Consider the following 4228-nt stretch of genomic DNA (forward strand, 5'->3'; position numbering starts at 1 on the left):
GCCCCGACCCCGCCCCGCCGGCCTTCTACCCGTTCGCCGACTTCTCGCCCGAGCTGGTCGCCCTGCGCTGGGCCGCGCGCCACGGGGTCCCCGCGATCGCCGCCGACCTGCCGTTGGCCAGCCGCGCCTGGCTCGGCGACCGGAGCCAGGCCGCCGCCCACCGCCCAGGGCTGCGCCAGGCGCTCGGCGCCCGCCTCACCGGCCGCGCCGGAGACGACCTCTGGGACCGTCTGGTCGAGGTCACCGCCCCCGGCTCCACGCCCGAGGCGGTGCGCCGCGCCGCCCTGCTCGCCGGCTGGGCCCTGCGCCGGGACGCGACCGACGCCGGTGGTGTCGACGCCGTCGACCTGCACCGCGAGCGGTGGATGCGGGCCCGGATCAGCGAGGCCGCCGCGGGCGGCCGCAGGGTCGCGGCGGTCGTGGGCGCCTTCCACGCCCCGGCCCTCACCGCCGCCGCCCTCGCGGCCGGCGACGGTCAGCCGCCGCCAGTCGACCGGCCGGCCGACCCGAAGGCCGAACAGCCGTGGACGGTCTCCCTGATCCCGTACACCTACCCGCTGCTCGACGAGCGCTCCGGCTATCCGGCCGGCATCCGCGACCCCGAGTGGCAGCACCAAGTGCTCGCCGCCGCCGGCGACCCCGCCGCGCTTGAGCGCGCGCTGACCGCCACCGCCGTCCGCGTCTGCGCTCGGCTGCGCGCCCAGGACCACCCCTCGGGTCCCGCGGACGCCCGGGAGATCACCCGCGTCGCCACCGACCTGGCCCGGCTGCGCGGGCTGCCGGCCCCCGGCCGCGGCGAGCTGGTCGAGGCCGCCGGCACCGTGCTCCTCCAAGGGGAGCCGTTCGGCCGTGGCCGCGCCGTGTCCCGCGCCCTCGAGGAGGTGCTGGTGGGCCGCCGCGCCGGCCACCCGGCGCCCGGCGCGCCGCGCGGCGGCCTCGCCCCCGCCGTGGCGGCCGAGTGCGCCGAGCTCGGCCTGCCGGGTCCTGACGAGGTGGCCGCGGGGCCGCGCGACCTCCGGCTCGATCCACGGCGTTCGCCGCTCGACCAGCGGCGCGAGCTGCTGCTGCGCCGGCTCACGGTCTGCGGCATCCCCTACGCCGAGGAGCAGCGGGTCAGCGGCGCGGGCGGCGGCGACGCCGTCACCACCCGCTGGACCGTCGGCTGGACGCCGGCCACGGCCGCCATGCTGGCGACCGCCTCGCCGCGCGGCGTGACCGCGGCCCAGGCCGCGGAGGGCACCCTGCGCGAGCGGCACCGCGCCGAGCGGGACGCGAGCGGCCCCACCGCCGCCCAGGTCATCGCCGGCCTCGACCTGGCCGCCGGCTGCGGCCTCGGGGCCCTGGCCGCCGAGCGGCTCGCCGAGGCCGGCACGGTGCTGCCCGCCTCGGCCACCCTGTCCGAGCTGCTTGCGGCCCTCAGCCTGCTCGACCGGCTCAGCGGCGGCCTGCCGGACGCCGCGCCGGTCACCGAGTCGCTCACCACCGCGGCCGTCCGCCGGGTCGCCGGGCTCGCCGGCTCCGAGGACCCGGCCGACGCCCGCGCCTTGGTCGAACTGGCCCACCGGGCCGACGCGTTCGGCGGCATCAGGCTCGCCGCCGCGCTGGCGGAGCTCGCCGCCGACGGCTCCCCGCTGATGCGGGGCGCCGCGGGCGCGGTGCGGGTGCTGCTCGGCCACGAGCCGCCGGACGCGCTGGGCACGCGCGTCGCGTCCTGGGTGGACGCGGCCACCGACCGGGACCGCCGCGCCCAGCTGAAGGACCGTCTGACGGGCCTGCTGACCGCCGCCGGGCCCCTGCTCGAGGCCGCGCCCGCGGCGTTCGCCCCGCTGCTCGACCGCGTCGCCGAACTGCAGGACCGGGCCTTCCTCGACCGCCTGCCAGCGCTGCGCGGCGGCTTCGACACCCTCAGCCCCGCCGCCAGGGACCGCCTCCTCACCGTCATCGAGGACCGCGTCGGCGACGCCCTCGCCGCCCTCCCCGACATCGACGCACCCACGCTCGAACTGTGGACCCGCGCCGACCTGGCCACTCGCGCGGACCTGGCCACGATGGGACTCCTGCCGGACCCCGGGGCGGGCGGCCTCGGCCATCCCACCCCGTCCGGCCAGGGCACGGCCGGTCACGGCCTGGACCGTTCTGGCCACCCCACCGCGCCGTTGGAGCCAGGCGGCACCCGCGAAGGCGTCTGCAGCGCGCCGCCCACGCCTCCGGCGCGAGAGGTGGCCGACGCGCCTCGCGGTGCGGACGGTGCGGCGCCCGTGCCTCCGGTGGGGCCGTCCGGCCGGGCCGGAGGCGCTGATACGTCCGGTGTCCTGCCGGTGCCTCCGTCGCCTGTGGCGGCCACATCGCCGGGCGCTGCCGCCCACGGCGGCGCTTCGGCGCCCGCGGCGCGAGAGGCGGCCGGGGCGTCTCCTGGTGGCGACGGTGCGCCGCCTTCGCCTCCGGCGCGGGCGGCGGTCGGGCCGCAGGGCCAGTCCGGGCCGCACGGCCCGGATGCGGAGGCCACGGCCGTCAGGGCCGGCGGCACGCCGTCTCCCGGCGCCGGTCGGGACGCCGACGGCGGCCTCGGCCGGCCCGGCCCGGCCGGGCCGCTCTTGGCGCCGGGCCTGGACGCCGCCCCACCCGAGCCGAAGGCGCCCCCGGCGGCCGAGCCGCCGGTCGTCGGTGGCGAGGAGCCCCACGGTGCCCGGCTCGCGCCCTCGGCGCGAGCCGCGGCGCCGCCGCCCGGGTCGGGCCGGGCCATCGCCGAGGGCGACCGGTGGCGGTTGGTGCTCGGGCGCCGCGGTGGGCGGCTCTCGGCGCGAGCCGTTTCCCTGGCCACCGCGTTGGACGAGCTCTACGGGGTCGGTCGAGGCGAGGGCGCCAGAGGCGACCTGCCCGGCGGGCGCGGCGGGGGGCGCGAGGTGCCGTACCCCGGGGTCCGCGAGTGGTCGGAGGAGCTGGCCGTCCTGTTCGGCCCCGGCATTCGCGAGGAGGTGCTGGCCGCCGCCGTGGCCGCCGGCCGGGGCGACGCGGCGCTGGCTCTCGACCCCGACCGGGTCCGTCCCTCCGTCGAACTGCTGCGCACCGTGCTCAGCCACGCCGGCGGCCTCCCCGAGGCGCGGCTGGCACGCCTGCGTCCGCTGGTCCGTCGCCTGGTGGACGAGCTCACCCGCGAGTTGGCCACCAGGCTCCGCCCCGCGCTCACCGGCGCCGCCCTGCCCCGGCCGAGCCGCCGCCCCGGCGGCCCGCTCGACCTCGGCCGCACCGTGCGTGCCAACCTGGCCACGGCCCGGCGCGGGCCAGGCGGCGCCGTCCAGGTCATCCCCGAGCGCCCCGTCTTCCGCACCCGCGCCCGCCGCACCGCCGACTGGCGGCTGATCATCGCCACCGACGTCTCCGGCTCCATGGAGTCCTCCACCGTCTGGTCCGCGCTGACGGCCGCCGTCCTCGCCGGGGTGCCCGCCCTCACCACCCACTTCCTGGCCTTCTCCACCGAGGTGGTCGACCTCACGGGACACGTCGAGGACCCCCTGGCGCTGCTGCTCGAGGTGCGGGTCGGCGGCGGCACCCACATCGCCGCCGCGCTGCGGCACGCCCGCACGCTGGTGACGGCGCCCTCCCGCACCCTGGTGGTGGTCGTCAGCGACTTCGAGGAGGGCTACCCGCTCGGCGGTCTCCTCGCAGAGGTCCGCGCGTTGGCCGCCGCCGGCTGCCACGTGCTCGGCTGCGCCAGCCTGGACGACGCCGGCCGCCCCCGGTACAGCACGGGCACGGCCGGGCAGTTGGTCGCGGCCGGCATGCCGGTCGCCGCGCTTAGCCCGCTCGAACTCGCCCGCTGGGTAGGGGAGAAGATCCGGTGACCGACACCCACTCGCTGCCGCCCGTCGCCCCCGAGGTCACCGCCGCGCTGGTGGCCGCGCTCAGTCCCCGGCTCCGCAAGCGCCTCGACGCCGCGACCGCCAAGCTCGCCGCCAGGCCGGTCAGCAGGGACGGCGACACCTACCGGATCGCCGTCGACGACGAGACCGCGCTCGAACTCCGCGCCCTCGGCGGTCGGGTGACCGATGTCGAGGACGTCCGCTGCGGCTGCCTGTTGGCGCCCGGCTGCGTGCACCGGCCGGCCGCCGCGGGGGCCGCGCCGGTCGCCGGGCCGGAGCCGGCCGCTGACACCGGCGCAGCCGTCGCGACCGACGCCCCGACGCCCGCGGAGCCACCCGCCCCGGCAGCCGTCCCCGAGGCCCTGGCC

At 80.0% G+C, this 4228-nt stretch carries 1 protein-coding gene and 1 pseudogene; both read left to right on the forward strand.

From position 1 onward, the window contains the following. A partial coding sequence (locus tag E1265_RS40055) for a DUF5682 family protein (RefSeq protein ID WP_243741316.1) occupies positions 1 to 3842 on the forward strand: 3842 nt, incomplete at its 5' end. After that, positions 3839 to 4228 (forward strand): annotated as a pseudogene (locus E1265_RS34320) (hypothetical protein); the annotation flags it as partial. The gene E1265_RS40055 and the pseudogene E1265_RS34320, both read left to right, overlap by 4 nt.

Source organism: Streptomyces sp. 8K308 (genome assembly GCF_004348315.1).
Lineage (GTDB): Bacteria > Actinomycetota > Actinomycetes > Streptomycetales > Streptomycetaceae > Streptomyces.